A 23226-nucleotide genomic window follows, 5' to 3' on the forward strand; every position below is an offset into this window, starting at 1 on the left:
GTCCCGCTGGCAACGAGTTTGGTGAGGTTCGGATGGCGAACGAAGAGAAGCTCCTCGAGTACCTGAAGCGGGTCACCGCCGATCTGCACCGCACCCGGGAGCGGCTGCGCGAGGTCGAATCGCAGGAGCAGGACCCGATCGCGATCGTCGGCATGGCCTGCCGCTACCCGGGTGGGGTCAACTCACCCGAGGACCTGTGGCGGCTGGTCGCCGACGGTGTCGACGCCATCGGCGAGTTCCCCACCGACCGGGGCTGGGACACCGCCGCCCTCTACGACGCCGACCCGGACGCCGCCGGCAGCAGCTACGTCCAACAGGGCGGGTTCGTCCACGACGCCGACGAGTTCGACGCCGAGTTCTTCGGCATCTCGCCCCGCGAGGCGCTGGCGATGGACCCGCAGCAGCGGTTGGTGCTGGAGGCGAGCTGGGAGGCGTGCGAGCGGGCCGGCATCAACCCCGACACGTTGCGCGGCGGCCCGGTCGGTGTCTTCGTCGGCTGCGGCGGCCAGGACTACTGGGACCGGCTCACCGTGCTGCCCGAGCCGGTCGAGGCGTACATGAGCACCGGCAGCTCCGGGGCGGTCATCTCCGGCCGGGTCGCGTACAGCCTCGGGTTGGAGGGGCCGGCCGTCACCGTCAACACCGCCTGCTCGTCCTCGCTCGTCGCGTTGCACCTGGCCGCGCACGCGCTGCGGCAACGGGAGTGCGGGCTGGCCCTGGCCGGTGGCGTCACCGTCATGTCGACGCCCGGCGCGTTCGTCGCGTTCAGCCGGCAGCGGGGGCTCGCCTCCGACGGCCGCTGCAAGCCGTTCTCCGACGACGCCGACGGCACCGGCTGGGGTGAGGGCGTCGGCATGCTGCTGCTGGAACGCCTCTCCGACGCCCAGCGCAACGGCCACCGGGTGCTCGCCGTCATCCGGGGCTCCGCGATCAACCAGGACGGCGCGTCCAACGGGCTCACCGCCCCCAACGGGGTGGCCCAGCAGCGGGTCATCCTCCAGGCGCTCGCCAACGCCGGCCTCACCTCCAGCGACGTCGACCTGATCGAGGCGCACGGCACCGGCACCACCCTCGGTGACCCCATCGAGGCGGAGGCGCTGATCGCCACGTACGGGCGCGACCGGCCGGCGGACCGGCCGCTCTGGCTCGGCTCGGTCAAGTCGAACATCGGCCACGCCCAGGCCGCCGCCGCCGTCAGCGGCGTGATCAAGATGGTGATGGCGCTGCACAACGGCGTCCTGCCCAAGAGCCTGCACGTGGGGGAGCCGTCCACCCACGTCGACTGGTCCGCCGGCACCGTGCAGCTACTGACCGAGGCGCGGCAGTGGCCCGACCACGGCCAGCCGCGCCGGGGCGGGGTGTCGTCGTTCGGGGTGAGCGGCACCAACGGGCACGTGATCCTGGAGCAGGCACCCCCGGCGGAGACCGTCGCGCCGGACGAGACCGCCGAGCCGCCGGTGGTGCTCTGGCCGCTGTCCGGCCGGTCGGCGGCGGCGCTCGCCGGGCAGGCCACCCGGCTGCGGGAGTTCCTCACCGACGAGCGTCCGGTCGACGTCGGGTTCTCGCTGGGCACCACCCGGGCCGCCGGCGCGTACCGGGGTGTGGTGCTCGGCCACGACGTGGCCGGCCTGGAGGCCCTGGCGACCGGCGCTGGCCTGTCGGGTCGGACCGTCGCCGGTCGTACGGCGGTGTTGTTCACCGGTCAGGGTGCGCAGCGGGTCGGCATGGGCCGTGAGCTGGCCGAAGCGTTCCCGGTGTTCGCGCAGGCCCTTGATGAGGTGTGTGCGGCGTTCGGGCCGTTGTTGGATGGTGATCTGCGGGAGGTGATGTTCACCGATCCGGACGGGGTGTTGGATCGGACGGGGTGGACGCAGCCGGCGTTGTTCGCGGTCGAGGTGGCCCTGTTCCGGCTGGCCGAATCCTGGGGGTTGAAGCCGGACTTCGTCGCCGGGCACTCGATCGGTGAGCTGGCCGCCGCGCACGTCGCGGGTGTCTGGTCCCTCGACGACGCGTGTCGGGTGGTGGCGGCCCGGGGGGGTCTGATGCAGGCCCTTCCGGCGGGTGGGGCGATGTTGGCTATTGCCGCGCCGTTGGATGAGTTGGACCTGGGTGACGTGGACGTTGCGGCGGTGAACGGTCCCCGTGCGGTGGTGGTGTCCGGCACCGAGGAGCAGATCGCGGCGCTGGAGGCGTCGCTTGAGGTGAAGACGCGTCGGTTGCGGGTGTCGCATGCGTTCCACTCGCACCTGATGGACCCGATGCTCGACCAGTACGGGCAGGTCGTCGACGGGGTGACCGCCAACCCGGCGGGCGTCCCGCTGGTGTCGACCGCGTCCGGTGACCTGGCCACCGACGAGGAGTTGGGCAGCGTCGGCTACTGGCAGGGTCAGGTGCGGGGCACGGTCCGGTTCGCCGACGCGGTCGCCGCTCTGGCGGCGCGGGGTGTGACCCGGTTCGTGGAGATCGGGCCGGACAGTGTGCTCACCGCGATGGTCGCCGACTGCGTCGAGGACGCTACCGCCATCGCGCTGCAGCGCCGCAAGCGCGAGCAGGTCGAGGCGTACGCCACCGGGATGGCGCAGGCGTGGATCAGCGGCGTCGACCTCGACTGGACGGCCGTCAACCCCGGCGGCCGGACCGTCGACCTGCCCACCTACGCCTTCCAACACCAGCGGTTCTGGCTGGACGCCACGGCCGACCCCGGTGACGCCACCGCCATGGGCCTGGACTCCGCCGACCACCCGCTGCTCGGCGCGGCCGTCACCCTCGCCAACGCCGACGGGGCCGTCCTCACCGGCCGGCTCTCCCTCGACCGGCACCCGTGGCTCGCCGACCACGCCGTCGACGGCGCGGTGGTCTTCCCCGGCACCGGCTACGTCGACCTCGCCCTGCACGCCGGGGCGCAGGTCGGCGTCGAGACCGTCGACGAGTTGACCATCGAAGCCCCGCTGGTCCTGCCCGAACACGGGGGCGTCCAGCTCCAGGTCGTCGTCGGCCCCGCCGGCACCGACCACACCCGCACCCTCCAGGTGTACGCCCGCAGCGCCGACGCCGACGCCCCGTGGACCCGGCACGCCAGCGGGGTGCTCGCCCCCGGCCCGCGTACCACCGGGACCGCGCTCACGCAGTGGCCGCCGGCCGACGCCGAAGCGGTGCCCATCGACGACCTCTACCAGCACCTGGCGACCGGCGGCCTCGTCTACGGCCCGGTGTTCCGGGGCCTGCGCCGGGTCTGGCGGCGCGGCGACGAGTTCTTTGCCGAGGTCACCCTGCCGGAGGGGGTGGACGCCGACGGGTTCGGCCTGCACCCCGCCGTGCTCGACGCCGGCCTGCACGCCCTCGGCCTCGCCGAGGGTGACACCTTCCGGGGACTGCCGTTCGCCTGGACCGGCCTGACCCTGCACGCCACCGGCGCGGCCAGCGTCCGGGTCCGGCTCACCCCGGTCGGCTCCGGGGTACGGGTGGCGGTCGCCGACGCGGTCGGCGCACCCGTCGCCACCGTCGACTCGCTGGTGCTGCGGCCCGTCCAGGTGACCCGCCCCGGCGGGGTCGCCGACGCGCTGTTCGACCTGACCTGGCCGGAGATCGGCACCCCCACCGGCACGGTCGTCCCGGCCTGGGCCCACCACCCGGCCACCGGCACCGGTCCGGCCACCCCCGACGTGGACCTGCTGGTGCTGACCGCCGGCAGCGCCGGGGACGCCGCCGGTCCGGAAGCGGTGCACGACGAGGTGAACCGGGTCCTCGGCCTGGTGCAGGAGTGGCTGGCCGGCCCCGACACCCACCGGCTCGTGGTGCTCACCCGGCGTGCCGTCGGCGGCGACGGGACCGACCTGGCCGGGGCGGCCGTCTGGGGTCTGCTCCGCTCGGCGCAGGCCGAGAACCCCGACCGGCTGCTGCTGGTCGACACCGACCCCGCCGCCGACGTGGCCGGGACGCTCGCGCTGGCCCTGGCCACCGGCGAGCCGCAGGTACGGGTCCGCGACGGCGTGGTCTCGGTGCCCCGGCTCACCCGTCAGGTCGTCGAGCCGGCCTCCCCCGACGCCCCGCTCTACGGCAGCGGCACGGTGCTGGTCACCGGCGCGACCGGTGCCCTCGGCACGGCGGTGGCCCGGCACCTGGTGACCACGCACGGGGTCACCCGGCTGCTGCTGGTGTCCCGCCGGGGCCCCGCCGCGCAGGGGGCCGACGACCTGGTCGCCGAGCTGACCGCAGCCGGCGCGCAGGTCGACCTGGTCGCCGCCGACGTGGCCGACCGGGCGCAGGTGACGGCGCTCCTCGACGCCCGCGCCGACCTGTCGGCGGTGGTGCACACCGCAGGCGTGCTCGACGACGGCGTGGTGTCGTCGCTGTCCACCGCCCGGCTGTCGGCGGTGCTGCGGCCCAAGGTGGACGCGGCGTGGCTGCTCGACGAGGCCACCCGGGACCGGGACCTGTCGGCGTTCGTGCTGTTCTCGTCGCTGTCCGGGGTGCTGGGTGCGCCGGGGCAGGGCAACTACGCGGCGGCGAACGCGTTCCTCGACGCGTTGGCGGTGTCCCGTCGCGCCGCCGGGTTGCCGGCGGTGTCGTTGGCGTGGGGCCTGTGGGGTGAGGGTTCGGCGATGACCGACCGGCTCGGCGACGCCGACCGGGAGCGGATGTCCCGGGGCGGGGTGCTGCCGCTGGCCACCGCCGACGGGCTGGCCCTGCTCGACGCCGCCGTGGCCAACCCGTACCCGACCGCGGTGCCGGCCCGGCTCGACCTGGCTGCCCTGCGTACCCTCGGCGAGGACCTGCCGTTGCCGTTCCACGGCCTGGTCCGCCCGGCCCGGCGGACGGCCGCCCGTGCCGCCGCGGGCGTCGCCACCGGGTGGGCGGCGGACCTCGCCGCGCTGTCCACCGAGGAACGCGACCGCGCCGCGACCGCCCTGGTCCTCAGCCAGGTGGCGGCGGTGCTCGGGCACGCCTCCGCCGAACGGATCGACGCCGGCCGGGCGTTCCAGGAGCTGGGTTTCGACTCGCTCACCGCCGTCGAGTTGCGCAACGGGCTCTCCGCCGCCACCGGCCTGCGGCTGCCCGCCACCCTGATCTTCGACTACCCGTCGCCGCGTGACCTGGCCCGGCACCTGCTCAGCGGGATCGCCGGCCCGGACGGCGTCGATGCCGTCCGGAAGGTCGCCACGGCCGTCGCCGAGGACGAGCCGCTGGCGATCGTCGGGATGGCCTGCCGCTACCCCGGCGGCGTCACCTCCCCGGAGGACCTGTGGCGGCTGATCGCCGACGGCGCGGACGCCATCGACGGTTTCCCCACCGACCGGGGCTGGGACCTGGCCCGGCTGTACGACCCGACCAGCACCCGCCCCGACACCACGTACGTGGACAGGGGTGGGTTCCTCACCGACGCCGCCGAGTTCGACCCGGTCTTCTTCGGTATCTCCCCCCGCGAAGCGGTGATCATGGACCCGCAGCAGCGGCTGCTGCTGGAGGTGTCGTGGGAGGCGTTCGAGCGGGCCGGCATCGACCCGGGCACCCTGCGCGGCTCGTCCACCGGCGTGTTCGCCGGGGTGATGTACCACGACTACGTCTCCGGGCACAGCGCCGGCAGTGTCGTCACCGGCCGGGTGGCGTACACGCTCGGGCTGGAGGGGCCGGCGGTGTCGGTGGACACGGCGTGTTCGTCGTCGTTGGTGGCGATGCATCTGGCGGGTCAGGCGTTGCGGTCGGGTGAGTGTGATCTGGCGTTGGCCGGTGGGGTGACGGTGATGGCGACGCCTGAGACGTTCGTGGAGTTTTCGCGGCAGCGGGGGTTGGCGCCTGATGGTCGGTGCAAGCCGTTCGCGGCGGCGGCTGACGGGACGGGGTGGTCCGAGGGCGTCGGTGTGCTGGTGTTGGAGCGGTTGTCCGACGCGGTGCGCAACGGGCACCGGGTGCTGGGTGTGGTTCGCGGTTCGGCGGTGAACCAGGACGGCGCGTCGAACGGGCTGACCGCCCCGAACGGTCCCTCCCAGCAGCGGGTGATCCGGCAGGCTCTGGCGAACGCGGGGGTGTCGGCGGCCGAGGTGGATGTGGTGGAGGCGCACGGTACGGGTACGACGTTGGGTGATCCGATCGAGGCGCAGGCGATTCTGGCGACGTACGGTCGGGATCGGGAGCAGCCGTTGTGGTTGGGTTCGGTGAAGTCGAACCTGGGTCACACGCAGGCCGCCGCTGGTGTGGCGGGTGTGATGAAGATGGTGTTGGCGATGCGGCACGGGGTGGTTCCCCGTACGTTGCACGTGGACGCGCCGAGCCCGCACGTGGACTGGTCTTCCGGTGACGTACGGCTCGCCACCGACGAGGTGCGGTGGCCGGCGCTGGACCGGCCCCGTCGGGCGGCGGTGTCGTCGTTCGGCATCAGCGGCACCAACGCCCACCTGATCCTGGAACAGGCCCCCGAGACCGCGCCGCCCGCCCCGCCGGCACCGACGCCGGTGCCGCTGTGGCCGGTCTCCGGCCGGTCGGCCAGCGGCCTCGCCGCCCAAGCCGCCCGCCTCGCCGACTTCCTCGTCGACGCCGACCTGAACCCCGCCGACGTGGCGCTGACCCTCGGCACCGGCCGGGCGGCCCTGGAGCACCGGGGGGTGGCCGTCGGTGACGGCGTCGCCGGTCTCCGTGCCCTCGCCGCCGGACAGGGTGTGCACGGCCACCTGACCACCGGTCGTACGGCGGTGTTGTTCACCGGTCAGGGTGCGCAGCGGGTCGGGATGGGTCGTGAGCTGGCCGAAGCGTTCCCGGTGTTCGCGCAGGCGTTGGACGAGGTGTGTGCGGCGTTCGGGCCGTTGCTCGATGGTGATCTGCGGGAGGTGATGTTCACCGACCCGGACGGGGTGCTGGATCAGACGGGGTGGACGCAGCCGGCGTTGTTCGCGGTCGAGGTGGCCCTGTTCCGCCTGGCCGAGTCGTGGGGTCTCAAGCCGGATTTCGTGGCGGGTCACTCGATCGGTGAGCTGGCCGCCGCCCACGTCGCCGGCGTGTGGTCCCTGCAGGACGCCTGCCAGGTGGTGGCGGCCCGGGGTGGTCTGATGCAGGCCCTTCCGGCCGGTGGCGCGATGCTGGCGATCGCCGCGCCGCTTGCCGAGCTGGACCTCGGCGACATCGACGTTGCGGCCGTCAACGGTCCCCGGGCGGTGGTCGTGTCCGGCACGGAGGAGCAGATCGCGTCGCTGGAAGCCTCGCTTGAGGTGAAGACGCGTCGGTTGCGGGTGTCGCACGCGTTCCACTCGCACCTGATGGACCCGATGCTCACCGAGTACGGGCAGGTCGTCGACGGGGTGACCGCGAACCCGGCAGGCATTCCGTTGGTGTCCACCGCCACCGGTGACCTGGCCAGTGACGACGAGTTGGGCAGCGCCGAGTACTGGCAGGGCCAGGTGCGGGGGACCGTCCGGTTCGCCGACGCCGTCGCCGCCCTCGCGGCCCGAGGCGTCACCCGGTTCGTGGAGATCGGGCCGGACAGTGTGCTGACCGCGATGGTCGCCGACTGCGTCGACGACGCGGTGACCATCCCGTTGCAGCGCCGCGACCGGGAGCAGGTCGCCGCGTACGCCACCGGGATGGCGCAGGCGTGGACCACCGGCGTCGACCTCGACTGGGCCGCCATCCATCCCGCCGCCCGGCAGGTCGACCTGCCCACCTACGCCTTCCAACGCCAGCACTACTGGCTCTACGACCCGGCCCTCGTCGGCGCCGGCCTGCTCGCCGCCACCCACCCGCTGCTCGACGCCACCGTGCCGCTGGCCAACACCGACGGTGTCGTCTTCACCGGCCGGTGGTCGCTGCACACCCACCCGTGGCTCGCCGACCACGCCGTCGGCGGAACCGTCGTGTTCCCCGGCACCGGCCTCGTCGAACTCGCCATCCACGGCGGTGACCAGGTCGGCGTCGGCCTGCTCGACGAGCTGACCCTGCACGCGCCGCTCGTCGTCCCCGCCGCCGGCAGCGTCGAGGTGCAGGTCGCCGTGGAGACGCCCGACCCGACCGGCCGCCGGGCCGTCCTGGTGCACTCCCGGGAACGCGACGACGTCCCGTGGACCCGGCACGCCACCGGCGTCCTCACCGCCGGGGACACCCCCGGCGTCGCCCTCACCGCGTGGCCCCCCGCCGACGCCGAGCCGTTGCCGCTGGCCGGCCTCTACGACGACCTCGCCACCGGCGGCCTCGACTACGGCCCCGTCTTCCAGGGCCTCCGCCGTGCCTGGCGGGCAGGTGACGAACTCTTCGCCGAGGTCGACCTCCCCGACGGTACGGAGAGCGACGGCTACGGCCTGCACCCGGCCCTGTTCGACGCCGGCCTGCACGTCCTCACCCGCGCCGACGGTGACACCCCCCGGGGCCTGCCGTTCGCCTGGTCGGGGGTGACGCTGCACGCCACCGGCGCGACCAGCCTGCGGGTCCGGCTCACCCCGGCCGGCAGCGGGGTCCGGATCGCGGTCGCCGACGCGGTCGGCGCGCCCGTGGCCACCGTACGGTCGCTGGTGCTCCGCCCGGTGCAGGTCACCGCCGGCACCGGCGTCGCCGACGCGCTGTTCGGCCTGGACTGGCAGCCGGTCACCGTCACCCCGACCGCCACCACCTGGACCTGGCACCCCGACACCGTCGACGGCACCGCGACCGGCCCGACCGACGGCGGCTCCGCCGACGCGGTGGTGCTGCGGGCCGGCGGCACCGCCGACGTGCACGCCGAGGTGCACCGGGTGCTCGCGGTCACCCAGCGCTGGCTGGCCGGGGACGACCCCGCGCCGCTGGTCGTCCTCACCCGCCACGCCGTCGGCGACGACGTGACCGACCTGGCCGGCGCGGCGGTCTGGGGGCTGCTGCGCTCCGCGCAGGCGGAGAACCCCGACCGCATCCTGCTCGTCGACGCCGACACCGACCGGCCCGACGACGTCCTGCCGGCGGCCCTGGCGGCCGGCGACCCGCAGGTGTCGATCCGCGACGGCGTCGTCCGGGTGCCCCGGATCGTCCGCCGGACCCTCCCGGCGAGCCCGTCGGACGCCCCGCTCTACGGCAGCGGCACGGTGCTGGTCACCGGCGCGACCGGTGCCCTCGGCGCGGCCGTGGCCCGGCACCTGGTGACGGCGCACGCCGTGCCGAGGCTGCTGCTCCTGTCGCGCAGCGGCACGGCCGCCGCCGGTGCCGACGATCTCGTCGCCGAGCTGACCGCCGCCGGCGCGCGGGTCGACCTGGTCGCCTGCGACGTGGCCGACCGGGACCAGCTGACCGCCGTCCTGGCCGACGTTCCGGACCTGTCGGCCGTGGTGCACACCGCAGGCGTGCTCGACGACGGCGTGGTGTCGTCGCTGACCCCGGACCGGGTCTCGGCGGTACTGCGGCCCAAGGTGGACGCCGCGACGCTGCTCGACGAGCTGACCCGGGACCGGGAGCTGTCGGCGTTCGTGCTGTTCTCGTCGCTGTCCGGGGTGCTGGGTGCGCCGGGGCAGGGCAACTACGCGGCGGCGAACGCCTACCTCGACGCGCTCGCCGCCACCCGCCGGGCCGCCGGGTTGCCGGCCGTGTCGTTGGCGTGGGGCCTGTGGGGCGGGGGCTCGGCGATGACCGACCGGCTCGCCGACGCCGACCGGGAGCGGATGTCCCGGGGCGGTGTGCTGCCGCTGACCACCGCCGACGGGCTGGCGCTGCTCGACACCGCCGTCGCCGGTGGACCGGCCACCCTCGTCCCGGCCCGGCTCGACGTGCCGACGCTGCGTACGCTCGGCGACCGGCTGCCCCCGGTGTTCCGCGCCCTGACCGGGCCGACCCGGCGTACGGCCACCGCCGCCAGCGTCGTCGACCGGGCGGGCAGCGACTGGCTGGCCGTCCTGCCGGAGCAGGAGCGGGCCGGTGCCGTCCGGCACCTGGTGCACACCCACGTCGCCGCCGTGCTCGGCCTCGCCGGCCCGGAGGCGGTCGAGGCGGACCGCACCTTCCAGAGCCTCGGCTTCGACTCGCTCACCGCCGTCGAGCTGCGCAACGCCCTCTCCACGGCGGCCGGCGTGCGGCTCCCGGCCACCCTGATCTTCGACTACCCGACGCCGGTGGCCCTCGCCGGGTTCCTGTACGGCGAGCTGAGCGGCGCGCTCGACGTGCCACAGGAGCGACAGAGCGCCACCACTGTGTTCGGTGACGAGCCGGTGGCGATCGTCGGGATGGCCTGCCGCTACCCCGGCGGGGTGTCCTCCCCGGAGGACCTGTGGCGGCTCGTCGCCGACGGCGTCGACGCCATCGACGGTTTCCCCACCGACCGGGGCTGGGACCTGGCCCGGCTGTACGACCCGACCAGCACCCGCCCCGACACCAGCTACGCCGACCAGGGCGGGTTCCTGCCCGGCGCGGCCGGCTTCGACCCGGCCTTCTTCGGCATCTCGCCCCGCGAGGCCGTGCTGATGGACCCGCAGCAGCGGCAACTGCTGGAGGTCTCCTGGGAGGCGTTCGAGCGGGCCGGCATCGACCCCTCGTCGGTACGCGGCTCCGCCACCGGCGTCTTCGCCGGCCTCATGTACCACGACTACGTGACCGGGCACAGCGCCGGCAGCGTCGTCTCCGGACGGATCGCCTACACCCTCGGCCTCGAAGGCCCCGCCGTCACCGTCGACACGGCGTGTTCGTCGTCGTTGGTGGCGATGCATCTGGCGGGTCAGGCGTTGCGGTCGGGTGAGTGTGATCTGGCGTTGGCCGGTGGGGTGACGGTGATGGCGACGCCTGAGACGTTCGTGGAGTTTTCGCGGCAGCGGGGGTTGGCGCCTGATGGTCGGTGCAAGCCGTTCGCGGCGGCGGCCGACGGGACGGGGTGGTCCGAGGGCGTCGGCGTGCTGGTGCTCGAACGCCTCTCCGACGCCCGTCGGCACGGGCACACGATCCTCGGTCTCGTCCGGGGCTCGGCGGTCAACCAGGACGGCGCGTCGAACGGGCTGACCGCCCCGAACGGTCCCTCCCAGCAGCGGGTGATCCGGCAGGCTCTGGCGAACGCGGGGGTGTCGGCGGCCGAGGTGGATGTGGTGGAGGCGCACGGTACGGGTACGACGTTGGGTGATCCGATCGAGGCGCAGGCGATTCTGGCGACGTACGGTCGGGATCGGGAGCAGCCGTTGTGGTTGGGTTCGGTGAAGTCGAACCTGGGTCACACGCAGGCCGCCGCTGGTGTGGCGGGTGTGATGAAGATGGTGTTGGCGATGCGGCACGGGGTGGTGCCGCGCACGTTGCACGTGGACGCGCCGAGCCCGCACGTGGACTGGTCTTCCGGTGACGTACGGCTCGCCACCGAGGCCGTCGACTGGCCCGCCAACGGCCACCCCCGCCGGGCGGCGGTGTCGTCGTTCGGCATCAGCGGCACCAACGCCCACGTCATCGTCGAGGAGTACCCGCAGCCCGTCGTGGCCCCCGAGCCGACGCCGGCACCGGCCGTGGTGCTCTGGCCGCTGGCCAGCCGTTCCACGACCGGCCTCACCGCCCAGGCCGGCCGCCTGCGGGACTTCCTCACCGAGGAGCGGCCGGTCGACGTGGGGCATTCGCTGGCCGTCGGTCGGGCGGCCCTGGACCATCGGGCCGTCGCCGTTGGCGGTACGGCCGCTGACCTGGCCGTCTCCCTGGAGGCGCTGACCTCGGGTGGCGGTGTGTCGGGTCGGACCGTCGCCGGTCGTACGGCGGTGTTGTTCACCGGTCAGGGTGCGCAGCGGGTCGGGATGGGCCGTGAGCTGGCCGAAGCGTTCCCGGTGTTCGCGCAGGCCCTTGATGAGGTGTGTGCGGCGTTCGGTCCGTTGTTGGATGGTGATCTGCGGGAGGTGATGTTCACCGATCCGGACGGGGTGTTGGATCGGACGGGGTGGACGCAGCCGGCGTTGTTCGCGGTCGAGGTGGCGTTGTTCCGCCTGGCGGAGTCGTGGGGGTTGAAGCCGGATTTCGTGGCGGGTCACTCGATCGGTGAGCTGGCCGCCGCCCACGTCGCCGGGGTGTGGTCCCTCGACGACGCCTGTCGGGTCGTCGCGGCCCGGGGTGGTCTGATGCAGGGCCTTCCGGCGGGCGGCGCGATGCTGGCGATCGCCGCGCCGCTTGCCGAGCTGGACCTCGGTTACGTCGACGTCGCGGCCGTGAACGGTCCCCGGGCGGTGGTCGTGTCCGGCACCGAGGAGCAGATCGCGGCGCTGGAGGCGTCGCTTGAGGTGAAGACCCGTCGGTTGCGGGTGTCGCACGCGTTCCACTCGCACCTGATGGACCCGATGCTGGCCGGCTACGGGCTGGTCCTCGACGGCGTCACCACCAACCCGGCGGGCATCCCGTTGGTGTCGACCGCCACCGGCGACCTGGCCGGTGACGATCAACTCGGTTCGGTCGAATACTGGCAGGGTCAGGTGCGGGGGACGGTGCGGTTCGCCGACGCGGTGGCCGCCCTCGCCGCCCGGGGTGTGACCCGGTTCGTGGAGATCGGGCCGGACAGTGTGCTGACCGCGATGGTCGCCGACTGCGTCGACGACGCGGTGGCGATTCCGTTGCAGCGCCGCGACCGGGAACAGGTGGCCGCGTACGCCACCGGGATGGCGCAGGCGTGGATCAGCGGCGTCGACCTTGACTGGACGGCGGTCAACCCCGGCGGCCGGACCGTCGACCTGCCCACCTACGCCTTCCAGCACCAGCACTACTGGATGCAGGACACGGGCGCGGACCGGGACGTCACCGCCGCCGGGCTGCTCGACGCCGGGCACCCGCTGCTGTCAGCCGTCACCACCCTGCCCGACACCGACGGGCTGATCGCCACCGGGCTGCTGTCCCGGCGTACCCACCCGTGGCTGGCCGAGCACGCGCTGGGCGACACGATCGTGCTGCCCGGCACCGGACTCGTCGAACTCGCCGTCCGGGCCGGGGACCAGGTCGGCTGCGGCCGGCTGGCCGAACTCACCCTCCAGGCGCCACTGGTCGTCCCCGACGACGACGGCGTCCAGGTGCAGGTGGCCGTCGGCGCGCCCGGCGAGGACGGCGGCCGGCCGGTCACCGTCTACTCCCGGCACCGGGACGTGCCGTGGACCCGGCACGCCACCGGCCTGCTCACCCCGGCCCCGGTAGACCCGCCGGCCGACCCGGCGACCGCCTGGCCGCCGGCCGCCGCCACCCCCGTCGACGTCGACGGGATCTACGAGCGGATGGCCGACGCCGGACTGGTCTACGGCCCGGTCTTCCAGGGCCTGCGGACCGCCTGGCGGCACGGCGACGAGGTGTACGCCGAGGTGGCGCTCCCCGCCGACGTGCTCGACGCCGACCGGTTCCACCTGCACCCCGCCCTGTTCGACGCGGCCCTGCACGCCGTCGGGCTGAGCCGGGGCGAGGGCCGGCCCGGCGTCCCGTTCTCCTGGACCGGGGTCACCGTCCACGCCACCGGGGCGGACGCGGTGCGGGTCACTGTCACCCCCGCCGGCCCCGACGAGGTCGCCCTCACCCTCACCGACCACAGCGGCGCACCCGTCGCCCGGGTCGACTCGCTGGTACTGCGGGAGATCGACGCGGGTCAGCTCACCGCCGCCCGCGCCAGCCGGCAGGACCACCTCTACCGGGTCGACTGGACCCCGGTGCCGCTGCCCGCCACCCCGGCCACCGGCCGGTGGGCGCTGGTCGGCGTCGACGAGTTCAAGGTGGCCGCCGCGCTCGACACCGTCGGCCTGCTCGCCGAGACCCACCCCGACCTGACGGCCCTCACCGCCGCCCTGGACGCGGGCGGGGCCGCGCCGGACGTGGTGCTGGTCGCCAGCGTCCAGCCCGACTCGCGGGACCTCGCCGCCGGTGCCCGGCACACCACCGGGCAGCTGCTCACCCTGCTGCAGGGCTGGCTCGCCGACGAGCGGTTGGCGTCGTCCCGGCTGCTGGTGCTCACCCACGGCGCGCAGGGTGACCGGGTCACCGAACCGGCCGCCGCAGCGGTCTGGGGTCTGGTCCGGTCCGCCCAGTCGGAGAACCCCGGCCGGATCGTCCTGGTCGACCTCGATGACCACGACGGGTCGGCCCAGGCGCTCCCGGCGGTGCTGGCCGGCGGCGAACCGCAGCTCGTCGTCCGCGAGGGCGTCGCCCACGCCGCCCGGCTGGTGCCCGCCACCGCGCCCGACGGCACCCCCGGCAGCGCCTTCACCGAAGGTGGGACCGTCCTGCTCACCGGGGCCGCCGGCACCCTCGGCGGGCTCGTCGCCCGGCACCTGGTCGACACGTACGGGGTGCGGCACCTGCTGCTGGCCAGCCGGCGTGGGCCGGACGCCGACGGGATGGCCGCGCTGTGCGACGACCTCACCGCCCGGGGAGCGGAGGTCACCGTGGCCGCCTGCGACCTGGCCGACCGGGACGCGGTCGCCGCGCTGCTCGCCGGGGTGCCCGCCGGGCACCCGCTGACCGGGGTGGTGCACGCCGCCGGGGTGCTCGACGACGGGATCATCCCGTCGCTGACCCGGGACCGTCTCGACGCGGTGCTGCGCCCCAAGGTCGACGCCGCCACCCACCTGCACGAGTTGACCCGCGACGCGGACCTCACCGCGTTCGTGCTGTTCTCCTCGGCGGCCGGCGTGCTCGGTGGCCCGGGGCAGGGCAACTACGCGGCGGCGAACGCCTTCCTCGACGCGCTGGCGGGCGCGCGGCGGGCCGCCGGGCTGCCCGCCCAGTCCCTGGCCTGGGGGCCGTGGGCCGGCGGCGGGATGGCCGACGACCTTGGCGGCACCGACCGGGCCCGGATGTCGCGGGGCGGGGTGCTGCCGATGTCCACCGGGGAGGGGCTGGCCCTGCTGGACGCGGCGCTGGCCCGTGCCGAGGCGGTGCTCGTCCCGGTCAAGGCCGACCTGGGCACCCCGGCGGGGGACGAGGTGCCGGCGATCCTGCGGGCCCTGGTCACCCCGACCCGGCGGGCCGCGTCGGCAACGAACCGGCCCGATCCGGCGGCGCTGCGGCGTACCCTCGGCGGGCTCGACGCCGACGGCCAGCAGGCGCTGCTGGCCGACCTGGTCCGCTCGCGCGCCGCGGCCGTGCTCGGCCACGGCGGTGCCGACGACCTCGACCCGGCGCTGCGCTTCGTCGAGCTGGGCTTCGACTCGCTCACCGCGATGGAGCTGCGCACCGCGCTCAACGAGGCGACCGGACTGCGACTGGCCACCGGGGTGGTCTTCGACCACGGCAGCGTCGACGAACTCGCCGCGCTGCTGCGCACCGAGCTGGCCGCGCCACCGGCCGAGGAGCGGGCCGGCACGCCCGACGTCGCCGCCGACACGATGAGCGCGCTGTTCCGCACCGCCGTCAAGAGCGGCCGGGTGCAGCAGGGCCTGTCCCTGCTGTACGCGGTGGCCGACATCCGGCCCACCTTCGACGGCCCGGCCGACCTGCCGCAGGTCCCCGCCCCGCGCCGGCTCGCCCGGGGCGACCAGGGGCCGGCGATCATCTGCTTCCCGTCGCCGATGGCGCTCGGCGGCGACCAGCAGTACGCCCGGTTCACCGCCGAGTTCGGCGGCACCCGGGACGTGTGGACCCTGCCGGTGCCCGGTTTCGGCCGGGACGAGAGCCTGCCCGCCTCCGCCGACGCGGCGGTACGGGTCTTCGCCGAGATGGTCCGCCCGATCGCCGAGCAGGGGCCGTACGTGATCGTCGGATACTCCTCCGGCGGCCTGTTCGCCCACGCCACCGCCGGTGAACTGGAGCGGCAGGGGCACGGCCCGGCCGGGGTGGTGCTGCTGGACACCTACCTCACCACCGGCAGCACCACGGCGACGTTCTTCACCCACATGCTCGACTCGCTGCTGGACCGGGAGGCCACCTTCGGCGAGTTCAGCAGCGCCCGGCTGTCGGCGATGGGCCGCTACGTCCGGCTGTTGCAGAGCTGCCCGGTGGAGGAGATCGACACGCCGGTGCTCTTCGTCCGGCCGCAGGAGTCCATCGTGGCCGGCGGGGACGACGACGGGTGGCGGGCCACCTGGGAGACCCCGCACACGCTCCGGGAGGTGCCCGGCGACCACTTCACCATGATGGAGGGTCAGGTCGCCACGACCGCCGGGGTGGTACGGGACTGGATCGCGCAGTGACGACACCGGGAGTGGACGACATGACACTGGCACCGACCGCGAAGGGCACCGTCGAGTTCGGTGACCACCGGACCTGGTACCGGGTGACGGGCGAGCTGCACGACGGCAAGCCACCGCTGGTGGTGCTGCACGGCGGGCCCGGCAGCACCCACGACTACCTGCTCAACCTGGCCGGCTTGAGCCGGTCCGGCTGGCCGGTGGTGCACTACGACCAGCTCGGCAACGGCGGCTCCACCCACCTGCGGGGCCGGGGCGCCGACTTCTGGACCGTCGAGCTGTTCCTCGCCGAACTCGACAACCTGCTGCGCCGCCTCGGCATCGCCGAGGAGTACGTGCTGTTCGGGCAGTCCTGGGGCGGGGTGCTGGCGGCGGCCCACGCGGCCGACCGGCCGGCCGGGCTGCGCGGCCTGGTGATCGCCAACGCGCCCGCGTCGTACCCGCTGTGGCTGCCGGAGCTGGACGTGCTGCGGGCGGCGCTGCCGCCCGGCGTGGACGCGACCCTGCGCCGGCACGAGGCCGCCGGCACCACCGGCAGCCCGGCGTACACGGCCGCGATGATGGTCTTCTACCAGCGGCACGTGTGCCGGCGCAAGCCGTTGCCGCCGGAGCTGATGGCCACCTTCATGGAGATCAACGGCGATCCGACCGTCTACCACGCGATGAACGGGCCGAGCGAGTTCCACATCACCGGCACGCTGCGCGACTACTCGCTGCTCGACCGGCTGCCGCAGATCGACACGCCGACCCTGGTGATCAGCGGTGAGTACGACGAGGTCACCCCCGCCGCCGTGCGCCCCTTCCACGATCTCGTCCCCGGGGCCCGCTGGGAGATCATCGAGGGGGCCAGCCACCTGCCCCACCTGGAGACCCCGGAGCGGTTCACCGAGATCCTCACCCAGTTCCTCGACAAGCTCTGAGCCCCGACCGCCCGGCCGGCCCGCTCAGGCGGGGCGGGCCGCCGGGGCGGGGTGCCGGGCGTCGTAGGCCGCCCGGTGGGCGTGCACGTCGTCCAGGTGCGTTTCGGCCCACGTCTTGAGGGCACGCATCGTCTCGTGCAGGGAGAAGCCGAGGTCGGTCAGCTCGTAGGTGACCGTGACCGGCACGGTCGCCGTCGCGGTCCGGCTGACCAGGCCGTCGCGTTCCAGGGTGCGCAGCGTCTGGGTGAGCATCTTCTGGCTGACCCCGGCGAGCAGGCGGGACAGCTCCGAGTAGCGCATCGGCCGGGGGGTGCCGGCACAGTCCGCGCCGAACCGGTGCGAGCCGTCGGTGCGCAGCGCGGCCAGCACCAGCGCGACCCACTTGTCGGAGATCCGGGCGAGCAGTTCGCGACTGGGACACTGCGCCACGAACGCGTCGTACGCCACCGCCGTCTCCGCGCGGCGCTCGGCCGCCGTCCTCGTGGTCATCGCCGTTCCTCCCGCAGTCGGTGCGCTACGCACTTTCAGGTGCCTACTTCCCACCAGAAACCTACCTCACCGATAGTGGTCCGGTACCAGCCCGTTCACCAAGAAAGGCCGAGGTAACCCGCATGCTCACCCGTACTCTGCCCGGCGGCACCTGGACGCTGGGCGACCTGACCGTCACCCGGTTCGGCTACGGCGCCATGCAACTCGCCGGTCCCGGGGTGATGGGACCGCCCGCCGACCCGGACGCCGCGCTGGCCGTCCTGCGGGAGGTCGTCGCCCTCGGCATCACGCACATCGACACCAGCGACGCCTACGGGCCGCACGTGACCAACCGGCTGATCCGCGAGGCCCTGCACCCGTACCCCGAGGGGCTGCACCTGGTGACCAAGGTCGGTGCCACCCGGGACGCGCAGGGCGGCTGGCCCACGGCGCGGGAGCCGGAGCAACTGCGCCGGGCCGTCGAGGAGAACCTGGAGAACCTCGGCGTCGAGGCCCTGGACCTGGTCAACCTCCGGCTCGGTGACGCCACGGGGCCCCGGGCCGGCTCCCTCGCCGAGCCGCTCGAGGCGCTCGTCGCACTCCAGCGCAAGGGCCTGATCCGGCACCTGGGGCTCAGCAACGTGACGGCGGAGCAGGTCGCCGAGGCGCAGTCGATCGCCCCGATCGTCTGCGTGCAGAACCTCTACAACCTGGCGTACCGGCAGGACGACGCGCTGATCGACCAGCTCGCCGCGCAGGGGGTGGCCTACGTGCCGTACTTCCCGCTGGGCGGGTTCAGCCCGTTGCAGTCCGCCGCGCTGTCGGCCGTGGCCGCCCGCCGGGACGCCACCCCGATGGCCGTCGCCCTGGCCTGGCTGCTGCAGCGCTCGCCCAACATCCTGCTCATCCCCGGCACCTCGTCGGTGGCGCACCTGCGGGAGAACGTCGCCGGGGCGGGGCTGACGCTCACCGCCGACGACCTCGCCGCGCTGGACGCGATCGGACGCTGAGGGCAGGACCGCGAAAAGTGCCCGTGACCAGATGCGGTCACGGGCACTTTTCGAAACGGGTGCCGCTCACACGGGAGCGGGCACGCCACGCATGTCGGTCAGCACGCTCCACAACGTCTGCGGGGTGGCGAACGTCTCCATCGACATCGCCTCGTCGACGAAGCGCACGTCGTACTCGCTCTCCAGGGTGGCCAGCAGTTCGACCATGGCGAGGGAGTCCAGGCCGGAGTCGCGCAGGCTGGTGCCGGCCAGCAGCGTCTCCTCGGGGTCGAGGAAGGGCAGGTGCTGGCGCAGGATGGCCTCGAACCGTTGATCCCACATGTCCGCGATTCCTTCCGGTGCAGGGTGAGAAGACGCTAACAACGCCCCACGGGGGCTGACGACCCGACAAATTCCCCGGCCGCCGCCCGGCCCGGGTAAGGGGTCGTTAGGGGGGTCGATGCGGGTGGGGGCCGGCGGGGCCGCCGATACGCTCCGGCCATGAGTCGAGAGAACTTCGCGCGCACGCACGCCTCCGTGGAGACGCTGCACGAGTTCCTGTTGGCGGGCGCCCGGCTGACGCCCGACAAACCGGCCGTCATCCAGGCCGTCGGCGGCGAGGTCGGCTCCATCTCGTACCGTCAGCTCGCCCAGCGGGTCGACGGCTACGCCGCCGCCCTCGACGAACTCGGCCTCGACATCGGTGACCGGGTGATCCTGGAGTCGGACACCTCCCCGACCGCCATCGCGGTCTTCCTGGCCTGCTCGTCGCTGGGCCTGACCTTCATCCCGGTCAGCCCGGAGACCCCGGCCCAGCGGCTCGCGCTGATCGCCGAGAGCACCGCCGCCGCGCTGCACCTGCAACCCGTCGACGGCCGCCGCGAGGGCGTGCCCGCGCCGCTGGGCACCGCCCGGTTCGGCCCGGACGGCATCCAGGTCGAGCGGGCGCCCGCGCCGCGCACCCGGCACCGCCGGGAACTGGTGCCCACCGACCCGGCCTACATGATCTTCACGTCGGGCACCACCGGCCGACCCAAGGGCGTGGTGATGAGCCACCGGGGCGTGCTCGCCTTCTTCCGGGGGATGCTGCGGCACGGCATCGTCTCCGCCGAGGACCGGGTCGCCACCACCTCGCCGTTGCAGTTCGACTTCTCGCTGCTCGACATCGGCCTGGCGCTGGGCAGCGGCGCCGCCGTGGTGCCGGTGCCCCGGTCGCTGCTGCGCTGGCCGCGCCGCTTCGTGCAGTTCCTCGCCGACAGCGGCGCCACCCAGGTCAACGGCGTGCCGTCGATCTGGCGGGGGGTGCTGCGGCACGAGTTCGCCGGGCTGGCCGCGCTCGGTGAGCAGATCCGCGGGGTGCTCTACTCCGGCGAGAACTTCCCCCTGCCCGAGATGCGCGAGCTGCAACGCGCCCTGCCGCACGCCCGGGTGGTCAACTGTTTCGGCAGCAGCGAGTCCATCGCCGCGTCCTTCACCGACGTGCCCAACCCGCTGCCCGACGACGTCGACCGGATCTCCATCGGCCACGCCCACCCGGGCGCGGAGATGCTGCTGATCGACGAGGACGGCCGGCCGGTCGACTCCCCGGGCGTCGTCGGGCAGATCCACCTGCGCAGCGCCGCCCTGTTCCACGGCTACTGGAACGACCCGGAGGCCACCGCCGCCGCGCTGGTCCCCGACCCGCTCAACCCGGCCACCGGGCAGGTCGTCTTCCGTACCGGCGACCTGGCCTACCGGGGCGAGGGTGGGGAGCTGTACTTCACCGGCCGGGCCGACTCCCTGGTCAAGGTGCGCGGCAACCGGGTCGAGCTGGGCGAGGTGGAGCGCCGGGTCCGGGAGTTCCCGGGCATCGCCGGGGCCGCCGCGCTGATGCTGCCCCAGGAGGGCAGGGACCCGGTGCTGGCCGCGTTCGTGGTGCTCGACGAGGGCGTCACCGGCGTCGAGGAGATGGAGCTGGGCGCGTTCTGCCTGGAGGCGCTGCCCGACTACATGGTGCCGCAGCAGGTCCGGGTGATCGACGAACTGCCGGTCAACGCCAACGGCAAGATCGACCGGCGGGCCCTCGCCGAGCGCGCCGGACAGTCCGCCCAGCGCTGATCCGCACCCCTGACGGCCCCTGGCCGGTCCCTTCAGGAGGGGGACCGGCCAGGGGTTTTTTCTGCGTCACCGCCAGGACAGCGAGATGGCGGCATCCGAGGACTCGGATGCCGCCATCTCGGCGTGACAGCGTCGATCGTCCGGGTCAGCCCTCGGCGGCCTCGCGGGCCAACCGGGCCCGGTCCACCTTGCGGTTGGAGTTCAACGGGAACTCCGGCACGTGCCGGTACGAACGCGGCAGCATCCCCTTGGGCAGGATCTGCCGCAACTGCCGGGACAGTTCCGCCGGGGCCGTCGGCGCACCCGTGTAGAAGACCACCAGCTCGGTGCCGCCCGCGCCGGAGCGGGCCACGGTCACCGCGTCCTCGATGCCGGGGCAGCCCCGCAGGGCGTGCTCGATCTCGGCCAGCTCCACCCGCCAGCCGTGCACCTGCACCTGCGAGTCGAGCCGACCCAGGTAGATCAGTTCCTTGTTGTCCAGCCGCCGGACCCGGTCCCCGGTGCGGTACCAGCGCCGGCCGTCGCGCAGCAGGAACCGGCCCTCGTCGTCGGCCGGGTCGAGGTAGCCGGGGGTGAGCTGCGGGCCGGTGATGCAGAGTTCCCCCTCCACCTCGCTGGCCGCCCCGTCGGCGTCGAGCAGCACCCCGTCGTGCCCGTCGTGCAGCGTCCCGATCGGGACCAGACCGTTGACGCACAACCCCGGCGAGGTCTGCGGCGACCAGCGGTGCCCGGTGATGGTCACGGTCAGCTCGGTCGGGCCGTAGATGTTCTCCAGCGTCGATGCGGGGGCCGAAGCCTGCCAGTCCACCGCGTCGGCCGCGTGCAGCGCCTCCCCGGCGAAGAAGCTCCACCGCAGCGACGGCATCGCCGCCGCGGCCAGCCGGCCGGTCCGCCGGACCAGGGTGATCGCACTCGGAGTGGAGAACCACACGGTCAGTCCCCGCTCGGCCACGAACGCCGGCACGTCCCGGTACGCCGCCGGCGGCACCGGGTGCACGCTCGCCCCCGCACCCCAGGCGCAGAACAGGTCGAACATCGCGCAGTCGAAATTCAGGTCGAACGACTGGGAGAACCGGTCGTCCGGGCCGAAGTCGTACCGGTCGTCCAGCACCGAGAAGTAGTGCCGCAGGTTCCCGTGGGTGATCGGCACCCCCTTGGGCCGCCCCGTCGACCCGGAGGTGAACAGCACGTAGGCCACGTCGTCCGGGCCGGCGGGGCGGGGCGCGGCCAGCGGCGTCGCCCCGACCACCGGCAGCCGTGGGCCGGTGCCGCTGCCGCGCGGGTCCACCACCGGCGCGAACACCGGCACCCCGGCGACCGCGTCGCCCATTTCGGCCCGGACCGCCAACCCGGCCTCGTCGAGCAGCAGGGTGGAGACCCCGCACGCGGTGAGCATCCCCGCCGTCCGGGCCGCCGGGAACTCCGGGTGCAGCGGTACGGCGGTCGCGCCGACGTACAGGGTGGCCAGCAGCCCCGCGTACGACTCCAGGGTCTTGCCGGCCAGGATGCCGACCACCCGGGGCGGACCGTCCGGCCCGGCGGCCAGTGCCCCCGCCCAGCGCAGCGCGGTGGCGTGCAGCTCCTCGTAGCTGACCGGCCCGGACGGCAGGTGCAGGGCGGTGGCCCGGGGTGCCGCGGCCAGCCCCTGGAGGAACCGGCCGTGCAGGGCGTAGTCGGTGTGCTGGGTCATCTCGTCCTCCGTGCTCTACCGACGCTCAGGCGGCCACGGCGCGACGGATCGGCCGCATCGCCCGTCGCGGGTCCACGATGGTGGTCCGGAAGTTGCGGACGGTGGCGCCGACCCGGCCCCACAACCGGTCCGGCCCGCAGACGTGCACCGTCTGCACGTCGGACCGCTGGAACGTGGCGACCACCTCCGGCCAGCGCACCGGGGTGACGATCCCGTCGAGCAGCATCGCCCGGACACCGTCGGCGGTGGTGCGTACCGTGCCGTCCTGGTCGGCGACGACCGGGATCTGCGGGTCGGTGAAGCGCAGCGACCCGAACAGCTCCGCCTCCACCCGGTCGCGCAGCGGCCCGAACGCGGCGGCGTGCAGCGGCGGGTCCATCACGTACAGCGGCAGCCCGCCGCCGGCCCGCAGCCGCTGCGCCAGCCAGTCGGTGCGCCCCTCGTGCAGGGTCACCATCCAGAAGTCGGTGTCCACGTAGCAGGAGATCTCGTACCACTCGCCGGCCTCGTCCAGCTCGGCCAGGATCTCCCGCAGCCGCTCGGCCGGGGTACGCACGAACGACATCGTCACCACGCCCCGCTGCTCGGCGGTGAAGTACTCCGTCTCGATCCGGGACAGCCGCGCCGTCATCCGGACCGCCTCGGCGAAGTCCAGCGCGCCGCTGAACACGGCGGCGGCCTTGCCGCCGAAGCTGGGCCCGGCGATCAGGTCCGGCCGCAGGTCCATGGTCCGTTCCGCCCACCGGGCCAACGCCACGCAGTTGACCAGGAAGGCCACCTGGGCGTACTCCGAGTAGTCACTGTCGCTGTCGCGGTACCTGGCGAACAGGTCGTAGTCGAGGGCTTCGCTGGCGGTGGCGAGCAGCTCGCGGGCATCCCGGTCGATGAGCATGAACTTCGCGACGTCGGCGAAGTCGCACGGACCCATCCCGGGAAAGACGATCGCGCTGGTCATCTGGGGCGTCCTTGTCGTCGGGGCAGACCGGCACCGGCGCGGTCGGCGGGGGAGTCGGGGC

At 74.0% G+C, this 23226-nt stretch carries 8 protein-coding genes; 4 read left to right on the plus strand and 4 right to left on the minus strand.

Translation table 11 applies throughout. The features are described 5' to 3' along the window. Positions 1–32 precede the first annotated feature (32 nt). The gene (locus tag ACN261_RS18365; RefSeq protein WP_425851230.1) at positions 33–16049 is read left to right on the plus strand and encodes an SDR family NAD(P)-dependent oxidoreductase; all 16017 of its coding nucleotides are present in this window, start codon (positions 33–35) and stop codon (positions 16047–16049) included. Between the two features lie 11 nt (positions 16050–16060). Beyond that, positions 16061–16966 carry a proline iminopeptidase-family hydrolase gene (locus ACN261_RS18370; protein WP_421487043.1) on the plus strand — a complete coding sequence of 302 codons (906 nt, stop codon included), beginning with the start codon at positions 16061–16063 and terminating at the stop codon, positions 16964–16966. A gap of 24 nt (positions 16967–16990) precedes the next feature. Here the strand turns inward: ACN261_RS18370 and ACN261_RS18375 are convergent, their stop codons facing one another. Then, complete coding sequence (locus tag ACN261_RS18375) at positions 16991–17455, minus strand: winged helix-turn-helix transcriptional regulator (protein ID WP_421486585.1); 465 nt, start codon at positions 17453–17455, stop codon at positions 16991–16993. 122 nt (positions 17456–17577) lie between these two features. Between ACN261_RS18375 and ACN261_RS18380 the strand changes: the two genes are divergently transcribed. After that, positions 17578–18444: an aldo/keto reductase family oxidoreductase gene (locus ACN261_RS18380; protein ID WP_421486586.1), complete on the plus strand. Its 867-nt coding sequence runs from the start codon at positions 17578–17580 to the stop codon at positions 18442–18444. A gap of 66 nt (positions 18445–18510) precedes the next feature. Here the strand turns inward: ACN261_RS18380 and ACN261_RS18385 are convergent, their stop codons facing one another. Next, positions 18511–18765, minus strand: a complete 255-nt coding sequence (locus ACN261_RS18385) for a phosphopantetheine-binding protein (RefSeq protein WP_088642125.1) — start codon at positions 18763–18765, stop codon at positions 18511–18513. 159 nt (positions 18766–18924) lie between these two features. Between ACN261_RS18385 and ACN261_RS18390 the strand changes: the two genes are divergently transcribed. Then, on the plus strand, positions 18925–20520 hold the full coding sequence (locus ACN261_RS18390) for a D-alanine--poly(phosphoribitol) ligase (protein ID WP_421486587.1): 1596 nt from the start codon (positions 18925–18927) through the stop codon (positions 20518–20520). Between the two features lie 145 nt (positions 20521–20665). Here the strand turns inward: ACN261_RS18390 and ACN261_RS18395 are convergent, their stop codons facing one another. Then, on the minus strand, positions 20666–22210 hold the full coding sequence (locus ACN261_RS18395; RefSeq protein WP_421486588.1) for an AMP-binding protein: 1545 nt from the start codon (positions 22208–22210) through the stop codon (positions 20666–20668). 25 nt (positions 22211–22235) lie between these two features. Next, a complete protein-coding gene (locus ACN261_RS18400; protein ID WP_421486589.1) occupies positions 22236–23165 on the minus strand; it encodes an ACP S-malonyltransferase in 930 nt (309 codons plus the stop codon). Between the last annotated feature and the right edge of the window lie 61 nt (positions 23166–23226).

This window comes from Micromonospora sp. WMMD723 (genome assembly GCF_049863385.1).
Classification (GTDB): domain Bacteria; phylum Actinomycetota; class Actinomycetes; order Mycobacteriales; family Micromonosporaceae; genus Micromonospora; species Micromonospora wenchangensis.